At 50.0% G+C, this 23648-nt stretch carries 19 protein-coding genes and 2 pseudogenes; 10 read left to right on the top strand and 11 right to left on the bottom strand.

All coding sequences use genetic code 11. The annotated features are described in order from the left end of the window. Positions 1 to 152 precede the first annotated feature (152 nt). From LH51_RS09210 to LH51_RS09200, 3 genes and pseudogenes are all read right to left on the bottom strand, one after another. Positions 153 to 2617 (bottom strand): annotated as a pseudogene (locus LH51_RS09210) (arsenate reductase (azurin) large subunit). 14 nt (positions 2618 to 2631) lie between these two features. Next, positions 2632 to 3165: an arsenate reductase (azurin) small subunit gene (locus LH51_RS09205; RefSeq protein ID WP_036521752.1), complete on the bottom strand. Its 534-nt coding sequence runs from the start codon at positions 3163 to 3165 to the stop codon at positions 2632 to 2634. Between the two features lie 152 nt (positions 3166 to 3317). Next, a complete protein-coding gene (locus LH51_RS09200) occupies positions 3318 to 3650 on the bottom strand; it encodes a PepSY domain-containing protein (RefSeq protein WP_036521749.1) in 333 nt (110 codons plus the stop codon). 161 nt (positions 3651 to 3811) lie between these two features. Between LH51_RS09200 and LH51_RS09195 the strand changes: the two genes are divergently transcribed. Together LH51_RS09195 and LH51_RS09190 are read left to right on the top strand one after the other, a co-directional pair. Continuing rightward, entirely contained in the window at positions 3812 to 4471 is a 660-nt protein-coding gene (locus LH51_RS09195) for a response regulator (protein WP_036521747.1), read from the top strand. After that, positions 4468 to 5793 carry an ATP-binding protein gene (locus LH51_RS09190; RefSeq protein ID WP_036521745.1) on the top strand — a complete coding sequence of 442 codons (1326 nt, stop codon included), beginning with the start codon at positions 4468 to 4470 and terminating at the stop codon, positions 5791 to 5793. The genes LH51_RS09195 and LH51_RS09190 overlap by 4 nt, the downstream gene beginning before the upstream one ends. Before the next feature lie 55 nt (positions 5794 to 5848). Here LH51_RS09190 and LH51_RS09185 read toward each other — a convergent pair whose 3' ends face one another. The 3 genes from LH51_RS09185 to LH51_RS09180 form a co-directional block, all read right to left on the bottom strand. Beyond that, a complete protein-coding gene (locus LH51_RS09185) occupies positions 5849 to 6070 on the bottom strand; it encodes a hypothetical protein (RefSeq protein ID WP_036521743.1) in 222 nt (73 codons plus the stop codon). 31 nt (positions 6071 to 6101) lie between these two features. Beyond that, the gene (locus tag LH51_RS20500; protein ID WP_144244229.1) at positions 6102 to 6248 is read right to left on the bottom strand and encodes a lmo0937 family membrane protein; all 147 of its coding nucleotides are present in this window, start codon (positions 6246 to 6248) and stop codon (positions 6102 to 6104) included. Positions 6249 to 6376: 128 nt separating this feature from the next. Beyond that, entirely contained in the window at positions 6377 to 6769 is a 393-nt protein-coding gene (locus tag LH51_RS09180; RefSeq protein ID WP_036521742.1) for a SirB2 family protein, read from the bottom strand. Positions 6770 to 7037: 268 nt separating this feature from the next. Between LH51_RS09180 and LH51_RS09175 the strand changes: the two genes are divergently transcribed. Together LH51_RS09175 and LH51_RS09170 are read left to right on the top strand one after the other, a co-directional pair. Beyond that, positions 7038 to 9116 carry a HelD family protein gene (locus tag LH51_RS09175; protein WP_036521740.1) on the top strand — a complete coding sequence of 693 codons (2079 nt, stop codon included), beginning with the start codon at positions 7038 to 7040 and terminating at the stop codon, positions 9114 to 9116. 15 nt (positions 9117 to 9131) lie between these two features. Next, positions 9132 to 10175, top strand: a complete 1044-nt coding sequence (locus LH51_RS09170) for a nucleoside monophosphate kinase (RefSeq protein ID WP_036521739.1) — start codon at positions 9132 to 9134, stop codon at positions 10173 to 10175. Between the two features lie 23 nt (positions 10176 to 10198). Here the strand turns inward: LH51_RS09170 and LH51_RS09165 are convergent, their stop codons facing one another. From LH51_RS09165 to LH51_RS19130, 5 genes and pseudogenes are all read right to left on the bottom strand, one after another. After that, the gene (locus tag LH51_RS09165; RefSeq protein WP_036521738.1) at positions 10199 to 10801 is read right to left on the bottom strand and encodes a methyltransferase domain-containing protein; all 603 of its coding nucleotides are present in this window, start codon (positions 10799 to 10801) and stop codon (positions 10199 to 10201) included. A 79-nt stretch (positions 10802 to 10880) separates the two neighbouring features. Continuing rightward, positions 10881 to 11960 (bottom strand): betaine/proline/choline family ABC transporter ATP-binding protein, encoded by a 1080-nt coding sequence (locus LH51_RS09160; RefSeq protein ID WP_036521736.1) that lies wholly within the window; start codon positions 11958 to 11960, stop codon positions 10881 to 10883. Between the two features lie 11 nt (positions 11961 to 11971). After that, positions 11972 to 13006 (bottom strand): ABC transporter permease, encoded by a 1035-nt coding sequence (locus LH51_RS09155; RefSeq protein ID WP_036521734.1) that lies wholly within the window; start codon positions 13004 to 13006, stop codon positions 11972 to 11974. Between the two features lie 90 nt (positions 13007 to 13096). Next, positions 13097 to 13971, bottom strand: a pseudogene (locus tag LH51_RS22505) (ABC transporter substrate-binding protein). 362 nt (positions 13972 to 14333) lie between these two features. Then, entirely contained in the window at positions 14334 to 15326 is a 993-nt protein-coding gene (locus tag LH51_RS19130) for a helix-turn-helix transcriptional regulator (RefSeq protein WP_052063620.1), read from the bottom strand. Positions 15327 to 15617: 291 nt separating this feature from the next. Between LH51_RS19130 and LH51_RS09140 the strand changes: the two genes are divergently transcribed. From LH51_RS09140 to LH51_RS19115, 6 genes are all read left to right on the top strand, one after another. After that, positions 15618 to 17348, top strand: a complete 1731-nt coding sequence (locus LH51_RS09140; protein ID WP_036521732.1) for an ESPR-type extended signal peptide-containing protein — start codon at positions 15618 to 15620, stop codon at positions 17346 to 17348. Next, positions 17345 to 18199, top strand: coding sequence for an autotransporter outer membrane beta-barrel domain-containing protein (locus LH51_RS09135; protein WP_036521730.1), 855 nt, complete (start codon positions 17345 to 17347; stop codon positions 18197 to 18199). Before LH51_RS09140 ends, LH51_RS09135 begins: the two co-directional genes overlap by 4 nt. An 83-nt stretch (positions 18200 to 18282) precedes the next feature. Next, on the top strand, positions 18283 to 19137 hold the full coding sequence (locus LH51_RS09130; RefSeq protein ID WP_200881943.1) for an alpha/beta hydrolase: 855 nt from the start codon (positions 18283 to 18285) through the stop codon (positions 19135 to 19137). Positions 19138 to 19454: 317 nt separating this feature from the next. Next, the gene (locus LH51_RS19125; protein WP_160173709.1) at positions 19455 to 20237 is read left to right on the top strand and encodes a ShlB/FhaC/HecB family hemolysin secretion/activation protein; all 783 of its coding nucleotides are present in this window, start codon (positions 19455 to 19457) and stop codon (positions 20235 to 20237) included. Further along, positions 20159 to 21223: a ShlB/FhaC/HecB family hemolysin secretion/activation protein gene (locus tag LH51_RS19120; protein ID WP_160173711.1), complete on the top strand. Its 1065-nt coding sequence runs from the start codon at positions 20159 to 20161 to the stop codon at positions 21221 to 21223. The genes LH51_RS19125 and LH51_RS19120 overlap by 79 nt, the downstream gene beginning before the upstream one ends. 19 nt (positions 21224 to 21242) lie before the next feature. Then, the coding region (locus LH51_RS19115) for a two-partner secretion domain-containing protein (protein ID WP_144244228.1) at positions 21243 to 23648 on the top strand (2406 nt) is incomplete at its 3' end.

The raw sequence follows: 23648 nt of genomic DNA, 5'->3' as shown, positions 1-23648 counted from the left end.
GAATAAATGGGAGTATGGAGTTACTGGTTCGGGAGGATGTCTGGCGGGCTTTTGCACAGGAACAGGCCTGAGCTGATGTTTTCGCTGGAGGAAATGCCGGGCAACCACAGGATGCCCGGCATAGGTTTAAACGTATCTGCGGCGCTTGAAGCTTACTTTGTCGGCGTAGTCTTCAATGCGTCCAACTCGGCGAACATCTGCCAGGTTCCCTTATAGTAGGGGATAATATTCCTGTCAGTCCAGGGCGTCACCAGGTCACCCGTCACAGAGTTAAAGTACATCGCTTCCATAAACACATGGCCCTGTTTAATGTCCGGTTCAATATACGCCATAGCCGTTGTCGCACCATAATCGTTGAACAGTTCCACTAAGTCGCCAGACTCGATGCCAAGATCCCTGGCATCCTCTGGATTGATCTCCAGTGGAGCCATGGGATAGCGGCCACGACGAAATTCCACGTATTGATCATGGTAGGCAGTTTGCCAGATCTGGTTTGTTCGACCATTGTTAATCCAGAAGCGATACTTTTTACGCTGAGCTTCGACAACATCTGGCATGCCATTCCAGGGCGCGGCCTGGAAGTGTGCTTTACCATCGTCAGTATCGAACTTATTGTCAGTGTAGAGCATTTCCGTTCCGATCAGCTGGCCGTCTCTGTATTCCTTGATCGGCAGTTGTACCCCGTTATTTCCAGCAGCCCGAAGTCGTTCGTAGGTGGCCAGATGGCCGGTTGGCCCACCTTGACTGTCGATGTGAGGAGCACCGGGCTGGCCAGCTCGGCGAAAACCATCGTTGAAAGCATCTTCTTCAGTTGTCCAGTCAAAACCTTCAAAGCGTTGCGCCATGTCGGCGTTGCCTTCAGACTCGTAACGCTTGCGAAGAGCATTGGCCATGTCCGCGGCTATCATGCAGTCCGGTTTAGCGGTTCCAGGAGGGTCCATAAATCTTTCGGACAGGCGCAAACGCCGTTCGCCGTTCATGGAGGTCAGGTTCATTTCACCCGCATGTGCGGCTGGCAACACCAGATGAGCAGCTTCAGCAAATTTGGTGGAATACAGATCAATTACTGTGACAAACAGACCACCATCTTCCTTCACCGCTTTGTGTATCACCTCCGCCATTTGTTCCGGGCTGGCCCCGCGGACCTTGCGCATGGCCTGTTTAACGATGTCGCTGCGGCGCAGGATTTCGTTGCGGTATTGCTCGGCATTCAAGGTGGTCTGGAAGGCATTGCAGGCCCAGACAGTGAGCATCTGACCGTTACCCTGAATAATCTCCTGGTCCACATAGGGCGCTGGACGACCACCAGGATAGGGCGGACGACAGTAGCCTTCCTGATGACCACCCATCCGGACTACCCCGGTACCCCGGCGCCCGACGTTATGTGTGGCCAACACCAGATCCACAAGAGCCGACTGGATACGGTAATTATCATTGCCCCAGATAATGCCCTTCTCGTAGCCATGCATGGTGCGAGGCAGGTGGCCGGAGGGTTTTGGCTTGTATGCCATTCCGCTGCCTTGATGATCTTGTCCTTGCTGATGCCGGTAATCCGGCTGGTTTCGTCCAGACTCAGCCGGTTGGCGGTTACCGCGTCCTCGAACCCGGTTGTATGTGCTTCGATAAATGCCGTGTCCTGCCAGCCTTGATCCACCACATACGTCAGCAGGCCGTTGAACAGTGCTGTATCCGTGCCTGGCTCAATATCGAGGAACAGCAGGTTGTCCATGCCGATAGTCTGTTCCAGCAAGGCCACGGTGAGCGCCCGGCGAGGGTCAATTAGAATGAGCTTGGTCTGCTGAATGGTTTCTCCATCTTCATAGACGGCCTGTTTTTTATCAGTCGTCTGGCCGTTTAAGCTGGGTAGCCAGTGATTGAGAAAATAGTTGGTCTGGGTCTCGTAGGCATTTGCGCCTATAGAGAAGATGCAGTCAGCCATTTGAGCGTCTTCATAACTGTTGTTCAGTTCGCCGATGCCCATATCCCGAGTAGCATGGCACTCTGAATTGTAAGCAGGGCGGTTGTGAATCCGCACCATTTTTGTACCAAGACCGGTAAAAATCAGCTTGCCGGTACCCCAGGTATTCTCGAAGCCGCCGCCAGCGCCACCGTGATCAAACAGGTTGAACATCAACTGGTCAGGGCCTGCGTCATCGAGTATCAGCTTGGTCAGGTGGCTGTACAGAGCAATGGCTTGCTCCCAACCGGTATCCCGCCATTCGTCTCCGGCGAATAGCCTCGGGTATTTTAGTCGTTGACTGCCTACCGGAGTCTGTGGCGAATGCATGATGGATGCCATTTGACCGCCTCGAGTAGATGACAGGCCTCCATTCACTTTGCAGTCTTTGTCAGGCACGATCATGATCCGGTGATAGCTGCCATCGTCATCCTGGATAACGTTGGTCATGGCCTGGGTCATTGTGATTGCCAGCGGCGGCAGTTGACGGCGGAAATCGAGGCCCAGAGCATTCTCTTCAGGTGCCAGTCCGCCTTCCTGATCCGCTGGCCATTTATACACATGGTAGCCGCAGCCGACAATGCAGAAATGACAAGCAGTCTGGGTTTTCTGAGCGTTGGAAGGTGGCAGTGCGATACGGTCTTTTTTATGTTCAAACATGATGAGTTCCTCCTTCAGGCGCTCGGCAGAATATTTGCCTGGCGGCCGTAAATAAGACCTTCCACGCCAACGGCTTCGATGGAACCATCCGAATCCCTGTAGCTCAGGATAATCCGGGGCAGGTTTTCCGTGGCCTGGCCAGATACCATCTGTCCATTAAGCTCGGAGTCGAAGACACTGTAATGGCATGGGCACTTGAAGGTGCGCTCCTCTGTCGAGTAAGACACAGGACAACCCATATGGGTACACAGGATGCTGTAAGCAACAATATCGCCGTCAGGGCCTACGCCTCCCTGGGTTTTGCGCCCGGTTTTTATCAGTGTGCAGGGTGACGAAGGATCAGGGTAGGTGAAGGCAACCGGCTGATTGACCTTCAGGTTACTCGCCTTGCTGACAGTGGTTATCGGATAATCCAGGTGGACTCTACCGGGTTGCTGGGCGCCTTCGGCAGCCTGGGCCGGATTCAATAACAGGCTGCCGCCAAGGGTGGCGGAACCGGCTGCCGTTGTGCCGGTAACGGCGAGAAATCGCCTTCTTGACAGTTGCATTGCTGCTCTCCTTTGTTTTTTTTATGAGGCATGCTTGTGTCCCATTTTGTTGGCTGTTGGGCTTTCCAGGTTTCAGTGTAGGTCACCCACAGCATGGGAGCATGATCTCCCCGATTAACCTTAGATTAGAAGTGTGATTATTGCCAGCCGATTTAATTGTTTTCCGGCTTGGTGATAGCATTTCTATCCAGGTAATCTGCAGCTGAACCCTGCTCGTTGAATTTTATTTCCAGTTCCCGTATTTCCAGAGATGCGGGTGAGTATGTCGCTTCGAAGCGGTTGCCAAGCGTATCCATGCCCTTAACCTCATAGCAGCCATCATCAACCTTGATACGGTTCACCTGCCAGTTATTGTCTTCCAACATCTGTTGCAAGCTCTCCTGGGGCTGCCAGGTATCAATTGGATCATTACAATCATCGCTGGCAAACGCTGCTCCGCTGGTAAGTAAAGTGGCGATAAGCAAGGGTCGTAATACTTTTTTCATGGTATGTCTCCGATTTGGTGAGATGTTTGTTAGTGTCGGGTTACTTTACTGCACTTTCCTGACAGTGGCCTGAACAGCTAATCTTATAGAGTGTAAAAAATAATAACGATTCAGGTGCTTGTCAGAAAAGCGGGTTAAGATGGTTTTTTTGGGAAGTGATTATGCGAATACTCCTGGTAGAAGACACACAAGGTCTTGGTGAAGCGATCCGAGATCAATTACAGGATGAGGGCTATGCCGTTGACTGGGTGCAGCGTATAGAGGCGGCTGCAAGCTGTTTGCGCAGCACAGACTATGATCTGTTACTTTTGGACCTGATGCTACCTGATGGTTCCGGGCTGAGTTTTCTGCAGCAATTACGCAAAAAACGCAGCCTGCTGCCAGTGATCATTATGACCGCCAAGGATCAGATTGCTGACCGTATCAGCGGGCTCAATGCCGGTGCCGATGATTATTTGGTTAAACCCTTTGATCTTGATGAAATGATGGCGCGCGTTGCAGCCGTGGCACGGCGCTATAGCGGTAATCCCAATCCGAATATCCTGTTGGGCGATTTACAGGTGAATTTGGCGGATAAAACCGTTTACCATTTGCAGCAGCCTGTTGAGTTAACCTCACGCGAATGGGCCATTTTTGAAACCTTTCTGCAGCACCCCGGACAGCTCTTAACCCGGTCACGCCTGGAAGATGCCCTGTATGCCTTTGGTGCTGAAATTGAAAGTAATACCATTGAGGTGTATATCAGCCGTTTGCGTAAAAAGCTAGGTAAAGGATGCATCGAAACCGTGCGAGGCATGGGCTACAGGATGCCGCGGGGATGAAATCGATCAGCCTGCAAAAACAACTCATTTTACGTCTGCTGATTCTGGTGACCTGCGTATGGCTGCTAGGGCTATTCCTGGCCGGTGTCCAATTAAAAAAAGAGCTGAATAAAACCTTCGATAGTGCCTTGCAGGAGACCGCAGAGCGTATTTTACCCTTGGCGTTAGTAGAAATATTTAACCGGGAAGAGGCGAAATTGCTGCAACAGTTACCTGCACTGAGTGCTCATGAAGAGCGCCTGACCTATCAAGTGCGTAATGCAGACGGTGAAGTGTTATTGCAATCACATAGTGCCCGGCAAAAGTCCTTCAGTACTCCTCTAAGGAATGGATTTGTGAGTCAGGAGGGTTATCGGATTTATACGGTGTCAGCCGTACAGGACGCCTACTTTATACAAGTGGCTGAGCCGATCACCAAGCGTCGTGAGGCGGTACTGAACACCTTGTTGATCATGGCGATGCCCTTGTTGCTGTTACTGCCTCTGTGTTTGCTGATGGCCGTCTTCCTGGTGCGCCAAGTGATCAGGCCTGTCAGGCAATATGGGAGTCAGCTGGCTAAGCGAGGTGCCGGCGACTTGACCCCCGTCACGTCCAACAATCTGCCCCAAGAGCTGCAACCTATGAGGCAAGCGGTTAATCAATTGATGCAGCGCCTGCAAACGGCCCTGGAGGCTGAACGGCATTTTACCGCCAATGCGGCACATGAATTGCGCACGCCACTGGCGACAATGATGGCACAGACGCAGCGCTTGGAAAAAACACTGAACGATGAAGCGTCGCGGTTAAAGGCGGGTCAGTTAGTGATTAGCCTTAATCATTTGGTGAATCTATCCGATAAACTGTTACAACTGGCCAAAGCTGACAGCAGTGGGTTGTTGACCGATACGCCTCAGGATTTAAGCCTGCTCTTGTCCCTGATTGTGGATGAGTATCAACGATCAGGAGTGCAAGACCTGCAACTGCAGCTTCCTCAGCAAGCGATAAAAGCTTGTATCGATGCCGATGCTTTCTCTATTTTGGTCAAAAATTTGATTGAAAATGCCATTAAGCATGGAGACTCGAATAGTAGCATCATTGTGAAGCTGAACGGGCAAGGTGAACTGCGGGTTGTGAATGCCTGTGAACCCTTGAATGCAGAGTCGTTGAAACACCTGCATGAGCGTTTTTTTCGTGCCTCTGCGACGACTCCAGGCTCAGGTCTGGGATTAGCTATTGTAGATGCATTGGTGAAAGGGATGGGCGGGAAGATACAGTTACTGTCGCCTGCGAGTGAATCCGGCAGCGGATTTGAAGTTGTTGTTCAGCTACCTGTGCAGCCATAATTTGCACTGCAATGGCACCTCTGTATCGAGCAGAGGTGCCAGGCAATACAAACTGTTAAGGTTTTCTTCTTCCAAACAGTAACAGCAGACCGCCTATCGCTATCGAGCCCACACCTGCCCAAACGGGAACATTGATCGTCTCTTTTTCCTGGACCGAAAACTCAATTGGCCCTATCTTGGCCTCATGGTTTTCTTTCGTATAGCTGAAATTCCCGTAGACCAATCCCAGGACGCCCGCGACGATCAACAGGACACCTACAATTTTGACTGCATTCATTTTATCACTTCACTTTATAATTGAATTTTTGTTACAGGCGTCGGCCGCGGATGACGCGGATCAGTATTATCACCACAGCAATCACCAAAAGGATATGAAGAAATCCACCTATGGTGTAAGAGCTGACAAAACCCAATAGCCAAAGTACAACTAGAACAATAGCAATAGTCTCAAGCATGAGGTTTTTCCTGTAGGTAAGTATTTAGCAAACCCGGATGCTGTTGTCGTACAGCTGGTTTGCTATAGAGGGTTCACTTTATCGTGTATTGGGGGAGGAAGATATACATATTAAATGCTGGCATTTGCTCACAACAGGCTGAACCAGGAACCAGGATGATGCTGATGAGCGCTGCCCAGTATGTAGATAAATATTAGCACGGCAAGAAAGGCGGCTATCAGGCGGATTCGGGGTGTGGAACCACGCTTAATCGCTACTGTGCCCAATAGAATATAAATGATCAATCCCACCAGTTTTGCGCTTAGCCAGCCTGGTAGGGGCCATAGACTGAGTAATGCAGCCATAGTCACACCCAGTGTCAGCAACAGGGTGTCGAGTAAGTGTGGGGTGATTTTAACCCAGGAAGTTTGTAGCAGGCTGTTTCCACGAATCGACCAGATAGCACGCAAGACAAAGAATGCCAGGCTGGCATAAGCCGCGGTGATATGCAGATGTTTCAGCAGAGGATAATGTTCAAGCATGGTGCACCTAAAATAGGTATAGGGTAGCTAAAACAATTACTTTGATTAGCTTATACATCCTGCCAAACAGGCGGACGTTTCTTGATAAACAACGCGCAGTCGCAGATCATTCGCTGGCATGGCTGTTCTCCTTTTTAAGGCACTGTAACGGTAACAAGTTTTCGATGCTACAATATATTGATCTATATACTATATTGAGTATGCCAGTGGTGACCCCTGAGTGCGCTGCATAATATTTACAAAATAGTAGTGAGGAGAAACTGATTCATTGACTAGTGCAAAAAATGAAGAGCAGTCCCGCTTAGCGTCCTGCCAAGACAGTATACGCCGCATGCTACACACAATCGATGCCCGTTTATCCAGTTATTCCCAAGAAATTCAAACACGTAAAGAATATCTTTGGGAAGCACGCCGGGATATGGATCACATTGAAAAAATCTCAGTACGTCAGTCCATTGAACAATCGCTGGATTCTGCCGAGGTGATCAAGGCGCAACACCAAAAACTGGTAAAACTACTGCGATCGCCTTACTTTGGGCGCTTTGATTTCATCAAGGTGGGAGCATGTGAAAGCATCCCTGTTTATGTTGGTGTGCATCACTGTTATGACGAGGATACCAGGCATACCCTGATCTATGATTGGCGGGCGCCTATATCGTCACTGTTTTATGATTTTGAAAGCGGCCCTGCACATTATCAGTCACCCAAGGGTGTGATTGAAGGTCAGATAACCCTGAAACGTCAGTTTCGTATTCAGGATGGCGAACTGGAGTTCGTGATTGAATCTGGCGTCAATATTGTCGATGACGTGTTACAGGAAGAGTTGAGTCGCGCCAGTGACGATGAGGGTATGAAGCAAATAGTTGCGACTATCCAGCGTGACCAGAACGCGATCATACGCAATGATGACGCGCATACCCTGATCATTCAGGGGGTGGCTGGGTCTGGAAAAACCTCGATTGCCTTACATCGCATTGCTTACTTGCTCTACCGGTTTAAAGATACCCTAAGCTCAGACGATATTTTGATTATCTCGCCAAACCGGGTTTTTTCAGACTATGTCGGTAATGTATTGCCAGAGCTGGGAGAGGAGCAGGTGTCTGAGGTCGGCATGGATGACCTGGCTGTTGAGTTGCTGGATCATCAGTACCGTTTCCAGACATTTTTTGAACAAACGACACAGCTTCTGGAAAAAAATGATGAGGCGTTGCGGTTACGAATCACGACTAAAGCGTCTACCGATTTTTTACGGCAGATAGATAAGTTCGCCGGAGAGGTTGAAAAACGCTCATTCGTAGCGGTTCAGTGGCGCACAGGTCGCAAGATTGTGCCGGACTGGTTTTTTGCTGAAACCTGGACCAAACACCGTGGCGTTCCGGTAACTGAGCGTATTGCACAGGTCGTGAAAGCGACAGAAAGTCAGATAGGTATACACTATAACTATGACTTGAGAACGGATGAGCGCCAGGCTTTGCGTGAAGCCATACGCGGTATGGTGCGAAAGAGCACGCTGCGTCAGGCCTATCAGGAACTGTTTAACTGGCTGGGACAACCTGAGCTTTTCAAGCCCGTTGGTGGCAAGTTAGAGTATGCTGATGTGTTTCCGCTCATTTACCTGAAGATGCGTTTGGAAGGAGTAAAGAACCCACGTCCTAGAGTCAAACATCTGTTGATAGATGAGATGCAAGACTATACCCCAGTGCATTACGCTGTATTGGGAAAATTGTTTTCTTGCCGCAAAACCATCCTGGGTGACGCTACGCAATCGGTGAATCCTTATACCAGTTCAAGTGCCGGACAAATTCAACAAAGTCTGGCATCGGCCACGCAGGTCAAACTGACCAAGAGTTACCGCTCAACCTGGGAGATCATGCAGTTTGCACTGGCTATTTCACCTAACCCTGAGTTGGAAGCAATGAAACGTCATGGCGAGCAGCCCCAGGTCAGGGTATTCAAGCGGCCTGTACAGATGATTGAGCGTATCGTTGCAGAGGTTACAGACTTTCATTCGTCGGATCATCATAGTCTGGCGATTATCAGCAAAACACAAAGACAGGCCAGTCGCCTACACAAATCACTGCATGAAAAAGGCATTGAAACGCGTTTACTGGATGCGACCAGTGCCGGTTTCTCCACTGGGGTTATCGTCTGTACAGCGCATCTGGCAAAGGGATTAGAGTTTGATCGTGTCATCATCACGGATGTGAGCAACAATACCTTTTATTCTGAAATGGATCGCAATCTGCTTTATGTTGCCTGTACCCGTGCGATGCATCGGTTGGCTGTTTATGCCGTAGGCGACATTTCTCCATTAATAGCTGATGCTGTTTCGCATCAGATTCACTAAAGCCCGGGAGGCGCTATGCACGAAAACAACACATCTCAAGCTAACACCCTGTTCCTTGAAGTTTCCGGCGCAGGCCTTCCGGAAGTGGACGGTCTGTATATTCCCTCGGAAGCCCCACCCACAGAATCAGAATCAGGGGTAGTTTCTAGCCCGGGTTACTGGAACGGAAAAATGGCATGGGATCGTGCTGACGGTAAATCAGCAAGAAGTCCGGCGATTTCCTATTCTAACAGCTACAAGTCCTGGCGTATTAGCCGACTGGATGGTCATCTCGCCTACGAAATCACCTGTGAGGATGTGCTGCCTCCGATCGACCGGCCCTGGAATGTATATAAAATGGGCGTGGCACCCGCCCCACAAGTCGTGATTCATCATGTGGATCCAAGGGAACCCTGTCCGGAGCCTAATATTGTATTTGTGCTGGGTGGGCCCGGTGCAGGTAAGGGGACGATGTGCGAATTAGCTGAAATTCAATTAGGTTGGACGCACTTATCCACCGGCGATTTGCTGCGTGCCGAGCAGGAAGCTGGTGGCCCCACAACCGAAATTATTAAAGAGTATATTGCAGCGGGTAAACTGGTACCTAATGAGATAGTGGTGCGCTTGTTAAAAGATGCCATGGAACGGACTACGCGGACCACCGGTAAACGTAATTTTCTTATCGATGGTTTTCCACGTTCTTTGTCTAACCTCGACGCCTGGTATGAAGTGTTTGGCCAGGATATTGAGCTTCCCACTATGGTGTATTTTGAGTGTCCTTTTGAGGTGCTTGAACAGCGTATTCTGGGGCGGGCAAAATACTCAGGGCGCGCAGATGATAATGTTGCGGCAATGAAATTACGTTTTTATACCTTTAAACAAGAGACGCTACCGACCGTGGAGTTGTTCAAAAGTAAAGGGAAATGTGTCGAACTGGATACCAGTCAAACACGCGAAACTGTCTATTCCCTGATGAGTCAGCAGTTGGCTCCCTGGACAGACGAGGCGCTGATGGCGCAGCCGCTGGCTGAAAAAGCAGAAATTCTGCTGGGGCTGAGACCTTACCCGGCAAAGGCATAAGCTCAGGCTAATGCATCCTGTGGCTATTGGCTGAGTGAAAAACAGGCCATTTGTGTGGAACTGCCGAGTAATGGATCACTCGGACCGATAGCCTCAAAGCTTACCTGATAGCCGTGCCGTTGAGCGACACCTTCACACCATGCTTGAAACTGAGTCCGAGTCCATTCGAAATGGTGTCCTGGATGGCGTCGTTCTCCCCATGCCATGCCATGCAGTGGATTGTATTCCTGGTTCGGTGTGGTAATCACCACCAGCTCAAACCGCAGCCGGTTGAACAGTGTTTGCTCCACGCGTGTCAGTCGCCCTGGATTAATGTGTTCGATAGTTTCCAGCAGGACGGCTGCTTCCAGGTCCTGTTCAGCCCAGTCATCGTCTTCAAATGAGCCTAAACAGACATGCAGTCGCTTATCTGGGTTAAACAAGTCGAGATTGAGCAGTTCACGAGCACGGCCAATGGCATGGCTGTCAATGTCTATGCCCAGTAAACGTGTGAATTGTTGATGTCTGTACAGATGTGTCAGCAGTTCGCCCTGTCCGCATCCAAGATCAGCGACGCGTTGAATACCTGAATTCAAGAGCGTTGTAATGACTGCCTCAATGCGGGCCTGATGGAGTGATGTCGCCACTAGAATATTTCGCTTATAAAATCGTAATGCACCGGTTGGTGGATAAATGGTACCAGATTCCGCTACTCAATATTAATGGCTACTGGATCACTTCGGGTTCGCCAGCGGGCTTATGAATGCCGCGTGTGGCGGCATGCGTAGGCACCAGAGCTTTCATTAGTGCTTGCATGCTAAGCAGACCTACTTGTTCCCCATTGCGCATGACCTGGTATACCAGGTCCGTAGCCCCATCAGATTTAGCAATCACCTCTTCAAGGTTGGTGTGCTCGGTTATCTGACCGGCACTTTGTTCGGGTATCTGAGTGGTTTTTTGCATGACGGAGCGTGCCCTGAGTACACGGGCACGATTGATATCACTAATAAAGTCAATGATATATGGGTCATTTGGGTGCATCACTATGTCTTGAGGTTCGCCTTGTTGCACTATATAGCCATCTTTGAGAATGACCAGGTGGTCGGCGAGTTTAAGCGACTCATCCAAATCATGGGTGATAAATACAATGGTTTTTTGCAACTCCTGTTGCAGATCAAGAAGCAAATCCTGCATATCGGTTCGTATCAAGGGATCTAATGCTGAAAATGCTTCGTCCATCAGCATGATGGGTGAATTAGAGCTTAAGGCGCGCGCTATACCCACGCGCTGTTGCATACCGCCGGATAGCTGGTGCGGGTACTGATTGCCATTGCCCTCCAGGCCGACACGGGTTAACCACTTATTGGCTTCTTCTTCAAAGTCCTTCACATCATGGCCCCGGACCCAAAGTGCCAGGCCTGCATTTTCCAGTACCGTACGGTGAGGGAGTAACGCAAACTTCTGGAACACCATGGACATCTGTTCACGCCGGAGCTGGCGCAATTGATTTTCATTGTAGGTCAGAACATTTTCGCCATCGACATGAATGCTACCTTCAGTGGGTTCAATCAGGCGGTTCAGGTGACGAATCAAGGTAGACTTGCCCGAGCCGGATAAGCCCATGATAACGGTGATTTTACCGGCTTTCATATCTACGTTGATATCATGCAAGCCCAATACATGGTTGTGTTTTTCCAAAAGCTCGGCCTTACCCATACCTGCTTTTACAGCTTGTATGGCCGTGGCTGGATCATCACCAAAAATCTTATAGAGGTTACGAATTGAGATTCTAATATCGTCAGTCATCTGCATCTGTCTCACTGTTTATGGGAGGCATTGATTCGCGCTAAGGAAATTTTGGTGACTCGGTCAAGGATAACCGCCAGGATGACGATCCCCAGGCCTGCGACCAGGCCTACCCCCAATTCCAGATTACGTATTCCGCGCAGTACCAAGACGCCTAATCCTGGTGCTGACACCAGGGATGCAATGACTACCATGGCAAGACTCATCATGATGGTCTGGTTAACACCCGCCATAATGTTTGGCAACGCGAGTGGAATTTGTACCCGATAGAGCTTTTGCCGTTTGGTCATACCAAAAGCATCCGCCGCTTCAATAACGTCTTTGTCTACCAGGCGGATACCCAGATTGGTCAGGCGGATCACGGGAACGATGGCATACAGGATGATAGCGATACCATACAGCTTGGATTCGGTGACACTAAACAAGAAAATCAGCGGAATCAGATACACAAACGGAGGCAGGGTTTGCAGCATGTCCAGAATCGGAATGGTGAAGCGTTGCATCGTATCACTGCGGGACATCGCAATACCGATAGGAACACCAAACAGTACACAGATAAAGGCACAGACCAAAATGATAGCAAGGGTCTGCATCGCGTATTCGTAATGATCAATAAATGCCAGGGTAAAGATGCTGAATGCAACGAATGCAACCAACTTCCAGGATTTGGTCACCAGTTGGACGATGATTAGAAGGAGTGGAATGATAATCCACCAAGGGGTTGCCAACATAAAGTGAAGCGCCCCATCCAGAAACCAGCTCAACGGCTGGGTTAAAGGGTCTAGAAAAATGCTCAGGTTGTCCTTGATAGACAAAAAACCGTTTTCAAGACCCTTGGTAAGTTCGCGTGATTGAGGAAAGGCGCTACAAGCTTCGTTCAGGTTGTCCATGGATGGGAAAGGCAGTTCCCAGATGGACTGACTGGTTTCAGTTTCGCCCCGTGATTTGGATAACAGGTCTTTCATGGACATGGGGCCGACAGTTTGATTCTGCGCGCACCACTCCTCTAAACCCAGCTTGGAAAAAACAAAGTCATAGGTTGCCATTGGATTTTGGATTCCTCGTTATAAGCGCTGAAAGGCGGGATGAAAAGGCAGACAGAGGTTAGCCTGTCTGCCTTCGGTGTTGCAGCTGAATCAGTTTAACAGGCTGGTCAGTTTTTCACGGGCTGAATCATTCAGCCAATGAGTCCAGATGTCAGGATTGTTGCTCAGGAAGTAAACTGTAGCTTCTTCAGCTGAGGCATTGTTCTCATCCATCCAGGCCAGCAGAGCACTCATGTGTGCAGTTTCAAACGTCATCTTGCTCAGCATATCGGCGACTTCGGGCTCGCGATCTTTAAAGTCTGTGGTGATCGACGTCAGCACAGGTGCGGCTGGGAAGTCAGAAACGCCCGCATTCGGTGAGTCAGGGTTCATATTGTGGTTATGAATCTCTTCATCATAGCCACCCATATCAACCTTGGTCATGTCGTATTTGCCCAGCGGCACGGTTGGACCCCAGTAATAACCAAACCAGGGTTCTTCAGATTGCACCGCCGAAGCCATGGACGACGCCAGTGTTTCCCCAGAACCGTGATTGAACACACTGATTCCCGAGCTTTCCAGATCAAGGGCGCGAATCAGGTTGTCACTGACGACACGGCAGCCCAGCCATCCGGACAGTTGTTAAAGCGCGCACCAACCAGCTCAGGATTTTCCATGATGCCGCTTATGCTGGTAAGTTCGGGATGTGCATCTGCCAGGTAAGATGGAATCCACCAGCCTTCAACACCACCGGGCGTGAGTACCTTACCCAGACGCTCTACCTTGCCTTCCTCTTCAAGACGATTGTAAACCTCGCCTGTAGAGTTAAGCCAAAGCTCAGTAATAATATCAGGTTCCCCGTTTTCGGCTACCGAAGTAACAGCAGGGACAGTATCGGATGGCACAACAGTTACATCGCATCCGTAGCCTTCTTCCATAAGGAACTTGGCAACGCCGGTAACAATGGTATTAGAGGCCCAGTTCATTTCAGTGATGGACACTTCGCCACAATCAGCCTGAGCTAATGCAGGAAGAGCAAGTGCACACAAGGCTGCACTGATGAGTGTTTTACGCATGTAGATAGCTCCTATTCGATGACATAAATCCAAGAATCACGGAGCAATCTATAAGCAAAAAAATGTAATTTATTCGTTTAGCTGTGAAATGTGTGATGAGATTACTCCAACGATCAACAGCCCTTTAGCATACAGCCTTAGGTATAGTTTCAAGTTTGAGCGGGTTTTCCCTTACGGCTTAGAATATCTCCTGGTGAATTGATAACCGCTGGTATTGCGATTTATTATTCAGGAAATATGAGCTTGGGTCGGGCGTAAATAACGAGACCTTTTCATTCTACCGCTGCTCTAGCCTGCTTGGGAGTATGTCCATACCACTCTTTGAAAGCACGATAAAATGAGTTAGTTTCACTGTAACCCAGTAGCAAACTTATTTCTGCAATAGACAGTTGAGTCTTGTTGACGTAATGGTCAGCCATGGATTTTCGACAATTACGCAAAATTTCTTTAAATGTTAAACCATTTTGGTTCAGTCGCCGTTCCAGGGTACGTTTACTCAAGCCGAGCCTTTCTGCAACACGCTCTATATTGACGACACCTGAGGGCATTAGATTTTGCAAGACAGAGTGAACGTTGGTGATGAGTTGGTCTGGATCCCCGTCTGCCAAAGATGAGCTGCCTATTAAAGCATCCAGGCCATGAACTATTTGCGGATTAAACGACAAGACAGGGAGGTCCATCAAGTGAGAAGGAAATTCAATAAAGGGTGTGCTGGCGATTGAAATCGGGCAACCCATTTCTTCCTCTATTTGTGATTGGTAAGGCACCTTTTCAGTGATACAGACCCGGCTAGGCACGATGCGTTGCGTCGTCACATTGGAACCACATTTAACCAGCCAGTGAAAGCCCATGATTTGAAATTCTCCTGTCAGATAAAAGTCCGGCGATTGTCCGCGAAACTCAATCCTGAAGGTGCCTTCAGACTCGCTTATTATCCAGTCAACCGGTGCCAGCAGACGGATAAAATGCGCCACTCGACGTATGCCCTCGCGTAGGGTCTCACTAAATTGTATGGCGACGATATGATGACCACAGGCGACTTTGGAATAACCGTCTGCCAGGCGAATATGGTAATCATCGTGCTGATATTCTTCAACGACTGCTCCGAACACGGACATCAGCTTCTTTGCTGAAACGTTTAGCCCATGATTTTCCAGGGACTCAACCGGCAGCCCCGTACGTAATAAAATCGTTTTTATATCAATTTCTAACACTTGACACATTACGATCAGTTCTTGAGTCATGTTATAGGTTTTATTACTCATTTCTGTCTACTGCCTTTAAAGCCAATAACCCTCCCCAAAATAAAGCGACTCAAATTAACGATCAGTATCGATCATTAGATCTATTTTGTTTGAAAAGTGGTCGTTTGGCGAATATTGATAGAAATTTGGCAGCCAATGATACCAGCTTAGCAACGGTTTTGTCGGAGAATAGCGAGCTCTTTATGGGCAAAAAATCGAGCGTTGAATAGATCTTTTTTCTGTTTAAACACCCTGCAGGTCTAAACCGGATGTTTACTTGCTTTTTAAGATCACGGACCACGGAGTTCACACATGAATCACGTTTATAAAACAGTCTGGAATGCAGGCCTGCAAGCCTGGGTGGCGGTCAGCGAGATGGTTAAAGGTAAGGGCAAGAGCAAGAGTGCGGCCGCGAGATGTCTGGCGCCCGTCAAGAAAGGTGTTGGGCTGCTTATTGTTTCAAGCCTCGGTCTATCGATGGCTCCATCAGTGGCGAACGCAGTGGCGAACGATGTAATCTGGAGCAATTCATCCACCGGAGAGTGGACCGATACAAACAACTGGGATGGGAGCAACCTACCGACCGACACTGATACCGCTGTCATTGCCAATGGAGGCGCACTCGTCTCCGCTGGCACTACCACTGGTGGGAATTTCGACACCTTTGTGGGAACCTTGGCATTCAACACTTCTACTTTTTATAAAGGTTTCCTTACAGTTGATGGTAACTTGTCCACCGGGCAGTTGGTGGTTGGCGGACGCCTGGAGACCGGCGGCGCCCAAAATAGTGCGATTGGCCGCTTGACTATTCAGAATGGTGGGGTAGTAAATAGCACATCTGCTTTACTGGGAGGTAGTGCAAATAGCAACGGTACCGCAACTGTGACTGGTAGCACATCACGATGGAATATCGTGGACGCTCTTATTGTAGGTCATTCGGATATTGGCACCTTGTCAATCATAGACGGTGGTGTGGTTAGTAGTGCTGAAGGTACTATTGGCTCCCAAAGCAATGCGCATGGCACGGTCATTATCGGTGGAGCTGGATCGCAATGGATCATTGATGGAGGAGCTGGCACGTTACAGCTCTCATCTTTAGGTGGCGCCAACTTGATTATCGGTGAGATGAACACAGGGAACCCATCTGTAACGGCGCCCGGCACGCTAAGTGCCGCCGGTATCGACTTCGGTTCGTTCGGCGGCTTGCAGTTTAATCACAACAGTGACAACTATTCCTTTGCACCTGATATAACCTCGGGTGCTGGCGTAATCCATCTGCTTTCCGGCACAACCCGTTTCAACAATAATCTGACTAACCCCAACAACTCGTTCGCAGGGCCTGGCGGCGGTAGTTTGAATGTCCAGCAGACCGGCACGCTGGAATTGGAGGCTGGAAAATCGCTATATGTATCGGGCTATTCCATGAGCTCTGGCACAACCTTGCAGGTGAATGTTACTAACGATACTACCTACGGAAAGCTAGTGGCTAATACTATGTATTTGCCTAGTGATGCTAAGTTCCATGTGAATGTCGCCAACCCTAATTTCGGATTTACCACGGCTGTGAACAATGGGTTGACTGACATCCTTAGCGCTAACGACCAATTACTAATTGGCGGTGTTGAGGTCCCTGACGGCCCGATATCGGATTTACAAGTCACTGATAATTCCGTGCTGTTCGACTTCAGTGCGGCCAGAAACGCGAATAGCATCGATTTGATATTGTCTGCCGTTGGTGGCGGTGGCGGTGGCGGTGGCGGTGGTGATACTGGCAGCGATAGTGGTTTGGTTGAGCAGATCGTCGTTGCTCAAGGCAATTCACCGGCTACGGGCGCGGCACGTGCGTTGGATACGATCATCAACGCGGAGCCTGGCGGCGCCATCGGCAGCCTGTTCGTGCCCTTCACCACGAATGAGCAGGTCAATGACGCAGTCACCCAGACTTTACCTTTACTGACTGGCGGCTCTCAGGTGGCAGCAACCTCGGCATTGACTGGTATGAATCGCGTTGTGCAGGCGCGCATTGAATCTAATCAGGCTTGAGTTCAGGTGATCATTTCTACGGTGACGAGAAATTCTGGTTGAAGCCATTTGGTAGTTGGGCCGACCAGAAGGATCGTAAGGGTGTCTCAGGATACAAGGCTGATACGGCAGGTTTAGCCTTCGGTGGTGATGTTAATATCTCCGATACCACCAGATTGGGTTTATCCCTGGCGTATGCAAACTCCAGTGTGGATGGTAACTCTAACATTGCACCTAACAGTGCCAAGGTGGATGTATACCAACTTATTGGCTATGGCAGTCATGCCTTGGATGAATCCACTGAAATAAATTTTCAGCTGGGTATTGGCCAGAACCGCAATAAAGGCACACGTAATCTCTCTGCTTTTGGGGTACAGGCCGAATCTAATTACGACAGTCTGGTGGCAACTGCAGGTGTTGGTGTGGGGCGTAGCTTCACGTTAAGCGAAGCCACAACCTTTACACCGACTGTGCGTGCGGATTACAGCTGGATTCGTGATGAAGGCTATACCGAAACGGGTGCGGGTGCGTTGAACCTGAAGGTTGATAGTCGCACTACAGATGAACTGATCCTTACTGCGGATGGCAAATTCACCCATGAAATTAAGCAGGGTGTAGCACTCTCTGCTAATTTAGGGTTGGGCTATGATGCTTTAAATGAGCAAGCCAGTATTGCCTCAAGTTTTGCGGGTGCCCCAAGTGCTGCTTTCACCACTCAGGGACTGAAAAGCAGCCCTTGGCTAGCCCGAGGTGGTCTGGGTATTGTGAGCCATACGTCTGGAGGAATGGAAATCTCAGCGCGTTATGATGCAGAGTATCGTCAGGATTTTTTGAATCAGACGGCCAGTGTTAAATTGCGCTGGACATTTTAGTATCGTCTGATCGTCAAAGGGTTGTAATATTAAAGCATAGCCTTGGTTAACCCGACTTGCCTTGGCTATGCTGTGTTTGTTTATTGATTTCATATTTTCATGGGCATCTGGAAAAAACGCTTATGATGCTTCGGCGACTGATTATCCTTTTACTTCCTCTTGGTCTTGTCGCCTGCTCGGGTATCCCCAGTGTAGATGAGCGGAAAATTCATGCTAATCACTTGGCTGCAGCGCAACATTGGCAGCCCTTACGCATACCGGCAAAAAATTTCAACCTTATGGCATACCTTCCTGGTGATGAAGTGGAAGGTGATGTTTTGACTCTATACCTGGAAGGCGATGGTTTTGCATGGGTAAATCGGAGCCAGCCCTCTGCCAATCCAACCCCCCTTAATCCACTTGCGTTGCGTTTAGCGCTCGCTCAGAAATATGGTAATGCGGCGTATTTAGCTCGTCCGTGCCAGTACATTGATGCTGCAGATGAGGCGTGTTATCAGCGTTATTGGACTGATGCCCGTTTTGCTCAAGAAGTGATAGATGCGACAGATATTGCTATAGATACCCTTAAGCAGCATTTTAATGCCAGCGAACTGATTTTAGTAGGATATTCCGGTGGTGCTGCTGTTGCAGCACTGGTTGCAGCACGACGTACGGATGTCGTGCATCTCATTACTGTGGCTGGCAACCTTGATCATCTCGCGTGGACAGCACACCATCGAGTTCGGCCTTTGAGTGCATCACTCAATCCTGCAGATGTTGCCTTAGTCCTTGCAGACCTTCCTCAAACCCATTTTATTGGTGGGCTTGATCAAATTATTCCACTTCAGCTTGCTCAGCGTTGGCCGGTTGCATTCAGAGGTATAAATGATACTAATTTGCGTATTCTGCCAATGGCCGATCATGCATGTTGTTGGGTGCCTTTGCCTTCAGAAATCTGAGATCAAGCTTGTTGAAGTGTGGTAATCCGAACCATCAACCCTCCCAAAAATATAGCGACTTAATCTAACGATCAGTATCGATCATTAGATCTATTTTGTTTGAAAAGTGGTTGTTTGGCGAATATTGATAGAAATTTGGCAGCCAATGATAGCAGCTAATCATCGTTTTTGCCGGACAATAGCGAACTCTTTATAGGTAAAAAAGCGAGCGTTGAATAGATCTTTTTCTGTTTTAACACCCTGCAGGACTAGAGCGGATATTTACTTGCTTTGCTTACCTGAGCGATACGCTTGCAATATGTTTTGGGATGATTTTAATGATAAAAAGATGCTTGGTTAATGGCAAAAAGTATTCGCTCACACTGTTCGCCCTTTTGATACCTACAACTGTCGGCTACGCCCAAACCCCGCCCGATGCTGGATCCCTGTTGCGTCAGCAGGAGCAGCTCCAGCAAACTCTTCCGCAGCAGCAACTACCAGAAGTCGAAGCGCCAGACGCAGACAAGCCAGTGATAGCCACGGTGCCTGGGGTGAAGGTGCGGGTCAAGTCTATCCGTTTTAGCGGTGATTCGGGTTTGGTGAGCGAGGCTGAACTTCAAAACCTGTTAGAAGATGCCATTGATCAGGAACTTGATTTCGCCGGTTTGCAAGAACTGGCTGACAAGGTTACTCAGCATCTGCGTACCCAAGGCTGGTTGTTAGCGCGTGCCTACCTGCCACGTCAGGATATTACGGAAGGCATCATTGAAATCGCCATCATCCAGGGGCGACTTGAGGGTAATGCAAGTGACGGGGGTGCCTGGAAGGTATCGCTCAACGAAGATGCCCGGATCGATGCCGGCAGCCTGTCCGCTATTGCTGAAGCCGCTGCTCCTTCTGGCAGTGCGGTGCGCCAGGAAGCACTTGAGCGTGCCCTGCTACTGATGAATGACCTGCCAGGTATAAGTGCACACTCGAGGCTGGAACCAGGCAGCGAAACCGGCACTACCCGCATCCTGGTTGATGCCACTGAAGGGCCACTATTCACCGGCAACATCTGGCTGATAACAATGGCAACTACAGCACCGGCGAGCACCAGCTCAACGCGGCACTTAACCTGAATAATCCAGGTGGCTATGGTGATCACGCCAGTCTATCAGTCACGGCCAGCGAGGGCATCCGCATGGGTCGTCTGGGCTACAGTGCACCGCTGAATAGCCATGGCTTGCGCGCCAGTGTGGACTATACCGATATGCGCTATGAGGTGAAAAAGGGCACGGGTGTCTCTGTTGGGCTCGATGGCTACTCCAGTATTGCTCGCGTGGGACTGAGTTATCCCATCATTCGCAGCTCCGCATTCAGTTTGCACGGCAGCCTAGACTACCAACGCAAGGCTCTGACTGACGAAAGTTTTTTTGGCACTCTTCGCGATAAACGCATCGACGTATTTTCAATCGGACTCAGTGGCGATAGCCTTGATCGTTGGCAGGGAGGAGGCCATAACAATTTCGGCCTAAGTATCACCCATGGCAATCTCGATCTCTCCAAAGTCGCCGATGATCAGGCGGCTGATGCTGCCACTCTGCGTACCCAGGGCGACTATTCCAAGATCAATGTCAACGCCTCGCGTCTGCAACGACTGCCAGGCAACTTTACGCTATTGGGCAGGTACACCGCCCAGCTAGCAAATGGCAACCTGGATTCGTCTGAAGGATTTATCCTCGGTGGCCCCAATGCTGTGCGTGCTTATCCATCGGGTGAGGCACAGGGTGATGAAGGCTGGTTTGCCAGTGCTGAACTTCGCTACGACTGGCCCGGCGGCACCCCCTTGGGGGCGCTGCAACTGAGTGCCTTCGCTGACACAGGCGGTATCCGCGTGAATAAAAACCCCGGCAGCATGGCCATTCCCACCGCCACCGGAGAAAACAGTTATCAGCTCAGTGGTGCGGGTCTGGGTGTGAGCCTGAGTCAACCGAGTAGCTACAGTGTGCGTCTATCGTGGGCCCAGACCCTGGGTAGCAATCCCGGTCGCACCCTTAGTGGAAAAAATGCTGATGGCAAGAGTGATAACAACCGTTTCTGGCTGCAAGCCGTGCTTTGGTTCTAATTGAGAAGGCGTAATAATAATGAATAAAATCCACCGTATCATTTGGAGCCGAGTCAGAAACGCCTTTATCGTTGTGGGGGAACTTACCCGCAGTGCTGGCAAGTCGTCCACCTGTGATCAGCGCTCCTGTCAAACCATATTGTATAGTGAAAACACGGCCAAAGTGCTGCATAAGCACCGGCTCACCCGTCTTGCGGCCGCCATGCTGATGGCGTTGGGTTCGTCTTCAGTTTTTGCAGTTCCTGCTACCAACGCCTTGCCTACGGGTGGCCAGATTGCATCGGGTAACGGCAGCATCAGTCAAAGCGGTGCTAACATGACGGTGCAGCAGAACAGCGACAAACTCATCGCCAATTGGCAGAGCTTTGATATCGGCAGCCAGGCCAGCGTTACTTTCAATCAACCTGGCAGCGACAGCATCGCGCTCAACCGTGTGCTGGGGCAAGACCCCAGTCAGATCATGGGGCAGCTTAATGCCAACGGTCAGGTTATGCTGGTCAACCCAGCGGGTGTCGTATTTGGTGCGGGTAGCCAGATCAATGTCGGTGGCATCACTGCCACCACACTGAATATCAGTGACGCTGACTTTCTGGCTGGTCACTACCACTTCAGTGACAGCAACAACGCGGCGGCTGTCGAAAATCTCGGTCATATCCTTGCCAACGGTGGTGTGGTCGCTCTGGTAGCACCCATCGTCAAGAACGCTGGCAGCATCGAGACCCCTAATGGCAGTACTGCATTGGTGGCAGGCAACGACGTCACCCTCGACTTCAGTGGTGACGGCCTGATCAGTGTCACGGTCAACCAGAGCAAACTCGACAGCCTGGTCGAAAACAAAGGCGCCATCCGTGCCGACGAAGGGCTGGTCATCCTCACCGCCGGTGCAGCCAGTGACCTGCTTTCCGGTGTCGTTAACAACCAAGGCATTGTCGAAGCTCAAGGCATCACACAGCAAGGTGGGCGCATCGTGCTCGATGGTGGCGATGTTACTAACGATGGACGTCTGGATGTCAGTAGTAATGTCGCATCGGGCGGTAACGTCGAGATAACCGGTCAGAATCTTGTGCTAGCGGAGAACAGCACCATTGATGCCACAGGCGCTACCGGCGGCGGCAATGTGTTGGTAGGGGGCGATTGGCAAGGTGGGGCTAACGAAGCGCGCCGCGTATTCGATGAGCCCAATGCACTGCACCAAGCCACCACCGTGACCATGAAATCTGGGGCCAGTATTGATGCCAGTGCTACAGATAGTGGCGATGGTGGTACGGTGGTACTCTGGAGTGACATCGAAAATCCTGACTCCGTGACCGCTGCACATGGCGCTATTAATGCTAAAGGTGGCGAACAAGGCGGAGATGGCGGGCAGATTGAGACTTCGGGCGCATCCTTAAATACCGACAATGTAAAGGTCAATGCCGGTGCTGAAAACGGGGTAGGTGGCCTCTGGCTGCTTGATCCTTACAACTACAATATTGATGCAGCTGCGGCTAGTAGTATTGTTTCAGCATTAAACACAGAAACAAGTGTTGAAGTTGAAACTTCAGTAAACAATACCACTTACGGCAGTGATGGTGATACTGATGGTAATGGAGATATAACACTCTCCTCAGCAATTACGGCTGAGGGTCTTGGCGGACTCATCCTAAATGCTGCTGGCAACATTGCCCTGAATGCAGAGATAAGCATCGCAGGCTCGCTGACGCTGAATAGCGATGCTATTGCGATTGGCGAAAGCATCACCACGGGTGGAGCGCAACACTACAGCGGTGATGTTTCCATTGCTGCAACTAGTGTCTCCTTATCAACCGTGCGTAATAGCCCCTTAGGCAAGGCCATTACCTTTGGTGGCGACATCAATGGCATCAGTGCAAATGCCAATAGCCTGTTTATGTTGAGTGGCGGTGGTGCCATCGATGTGACAGGCAGTGTGGGTAATACCCATGCGCTAAACTTCTTTGGTTTGGGTGGTACAGGTATGTTTGTTCCTGGCTCAACAACAAACCTTACCTACACAGGTGGCGCTCAAACATATACAGCCACGTATGCTGGCACTTATACCTTTTATGTTTGGGGCGCTCAGGGTGGAACTGGGTTGGATACTTCAGTTGGTGGTAAAGGTGGATATGCTTATGGCGAATACATATTGAGTGCCGGCCAAGAGATATCCATTTATGTGGGCGGCAAGGGTGCTAGTGCAAGAACTGGGGGATGGAACGGTGGCGGACAAGGCGGCTTAGCAACAGGTGCATTTGGTGGACAGAATGGAGCTGGTGGTGGCGGTGCGACTGATATTCGTGTTGGTGGTACAGCACTTGAAAATCGTATGATTGTGGCTGGCGGCGGCGGCGGAGGTGTTTGGTGGTTAGGTGCTGCTCCGCAAGGTGGGGCTGGTGGTGGGTCTCTGGTACAGCGGGTACTGGTGGCG

Source organism: Nitrincola sp. A-D6 (assembly GCF_000764495.1).
In the GTDB taxonomy this organism is placed as follows: Bacteria; Pseudomonadota; Gammaproteobacteria; order Pseudomonadales; family Balneatricaceae; genus Nitrincola.
The sequence above is the reverse complement of the archived record's forward strand: the minus strand, read 5'-3'. Positions and strand labels throughout refer to the sequence as shown.

What these genes read in the sequence shown, in the direction of transcription:
- LH51_RS09205 (WP_036521752.1), bottom strand. Translation starts at nt 3,165, where the DNA reads ATGCAACTGTCAAGAAGGCGATTTCTCGCCGTTACCGGCACAACGGCA.
- LH51_RS19130 (WP_052063620.1), bottom strand. Translation starts at nt 15,326, where the DNA reads ATGAGTAATAAAACCTATAACATGACTCAAGAACTGATCGTAATGTGT.
- LH51_RS09140 (WP_036521732.1), top strand. Translation starts at nt 15,618, where the DNA reads ATGAATCACGTTTATAAAACAGTCTGGAATGCAGGCCTGCAAGCCTGG.
- LH51_RS09160 (WP_036521736.1), bottom strand. Translation starts at nt 11,960, where the DNA reads ATGACTGACGATATTAGAATCTCAATTCGTAACCTCTATAAGATTTTT.
- LH51_RS19125 (WP_160173709.1), top strand. Translation starts at nt 19,455, where the DNA reads ATGATAAAAAGATGCTTGGTTAATGGCAAAAAGTATTCGCTCACACTG.
- LH51_RS09170 (WP_036521739.1), top strand. Translation starts at nt 9,132, where the DNA reads ATGCACGAAAACAACACATCTCAAGCTAACACCCTGTTCCTTGAAGTT.
- LH51_RS09195 (WP_036521747.1), top strand. Translation starts at nt 3,812, where the DNA reads ATGCGAATACTCCTGGTAGAAGACACACAAGGTCTTGGTGAAGCGATC.
- LH51_RS09185 (WP_036521743.1), bottom strand. Translation starts at nt 6,070, where the DNA reads ATGAATGCAGTCAAAATTGTAGGTGTCCTGTTGATCGTCGCGGGCGTC.
- LH51_RS09180 (WP_036521742.1), bottom strand. Translation starts at nt 6,769, where the DNA reads ATGCTTGAACATTATCCTCTGCTGAAACATCTGCATATCACCGCGGCT.
- LH51_RS09190 (WP_036521745.1), top strand. Translation starts at nt 4,468, where the DNA reads ATGAAATCGATCAGCCTGCAAAAACAACTCATTTTACGTCTGCTGATT.
- LH51_RS09155 (WP_036521734.1), bottom strand. Translation starts at nt 13,006, where the DNA reads ATGGCAACCTATGACTTTGTTTTTTCCAAGCTGGGTTTAGAGGAGTGG.
- LH51_RS09200 (WP_036521749.1), bottom strand. Translation starts at nt 3,650, where the DNA reads ATGAAAAAAGTATTACGACCCTTGCTTATCGCCACTTTACTTACCAGC.
- LH51_RS20500 (WP_144244229.1), bottom strand. Translation starts at nt 6,248, where the DNA reads ATGCTTGAGACTATTGCTATTGTTCTAGTTGTACTTTGGCTATTGGGT.